The sequence below is a fragment of the Peribacillus deserti genome (genome assembly GCF_002863585.1).
Lineage (GTDB): Bacteria > Bacillota > Bacilli > Bacillales > DSM-1321 > Paraperibacillus > Paraperibacillus deserti_A.
The window spans coordinates 1-1414 of sequence record NZ_PGUY01000106.1 but is presented as its reverse complement, the minus strand read 5'-3'; the positions used below and the strand labels follow the sequence as shown (position 1 = coordinate 1414).

The window sequence follows — 1414 nt, the reverse complement described above, 5'->3', positions numbered from 1 at the left end:
CCATTTTTCATTCACCATAAGTTTTCGGTTGTTGCCTTCTTTTGCTTTTGTGCATGATGAACGGAATGGGCATCCTGAACAGTCTTCGCACTCATAAATTTTAAACTCCCTTTGGAAGCCTGTACGGTCATTGCGTACAGAATCATGATGAAATTCTAGGCGTTTCTGATTAGGGCATGTATATGTATCTGTTTCTTCATCATAGTGCCAGTTATCGGGGTTAAGTGTGTTTTGTTTGTACTTTTTCTCTTGTTCCTTCAAATACAGGTTATAGGTAATAAGCGCTTCTCGTTTTCTGTTCGAAAGGATATCATTATAGTTTTGTTCACTGCCGTACCCTGCATCTGCGACAATGTGTTTCGGCAACTCGAAATAATGCTGCTCGATTTCATCTAGAAATGGGATTAACGTACGTGTATCAGTCGGATTTGAAAATATACTATAGGCAAGCGAGTATTGACCTTCCGTTGCGATTTGTACATTGTAACCAGCTTTCAATTGACCGTTTTGCATATAATCATCTTTCATTCGCATAAATGTTGCATCGGGATCTGTTTTAGAATAACTATTACGTGTGCCAAAGATTTCAAAGTCTTGTTGGTATTTCTGTTTTCGTAAGGCCATATCCATCAACTGTTTACGCGCTTGTTTCGGGTATTTACGTTCGTTTCTTAAGGCCTTTCGTTCTAAAACATCTGATGATGTTTCAATTTGTTGATCATACTCGGTGACGATATCGTCCACTTGTTGAACCAATTGAGCGAGTTCTTCCAATGATAACTGTTCAGCGCTTTCCCGTTCCATTTCAGGGATGATTTCATTCTCAAGCAGCTCATTGTACAGCTGGTTGGACTTTTCAATTAAACTTTGATGATAGTTCTCAATCGATTTCTTCCAGACAAACGTAAATTTATTCGCATTTGCTTCAATCTTTGTGCCATCGATAAAAACCGCTTCTTGATCAATCAGGTTTTCTTCGACCAATCGACAACGGAATTGGACGAAACATTGGCGAATTAACTCTTTCACTTCTAATTGAACACGGAATCGGTTGATCGTGCGGTAGCTAGGTTCATGCCCTTGAGCCAGCCACATCATTCGGATACTGTCTTTTAGTAAGGCTTCAATTTTGCGACCCGAGAAGACTGATTGCGTGTAGGCACATAAGATAATCTTGAGCATCATACGTGGATGATAGGCAGGACATCCCTCATTTCGAAGAAATGGTTCGAACGCTTCATGGGGGATACTCTCAACTAAATGATGGACATGGAAGGCAATATCATTATTTTGTAATTTTACTTCTAAATCTAAAGGAAAAACTAATTGATTCATGGTATAATTTTTAAACATAAGGACACTTCTTTCTGTATGGATTTTGTGTGGTAACTTAATTTTAACAGAAGGTGTCCTT

At 38.7% G+C, this 1414-nt stretch carries 1 protein-coding gene; it reads right to left on the bottom strand.

Features of this window, described 5'->3' with window-relative positions; translation table 11 throughout:
- The coding region (locus tag CUU66_RS23710; RefSeq protein WP_101645872.1) for an IS1182 family transposase at window positions 1-1353 on the bottom strand (1353 nt) is incomplete at its 3' end.
- Window positions 1354-1414 lie beyond the last annotated feature (61 nt).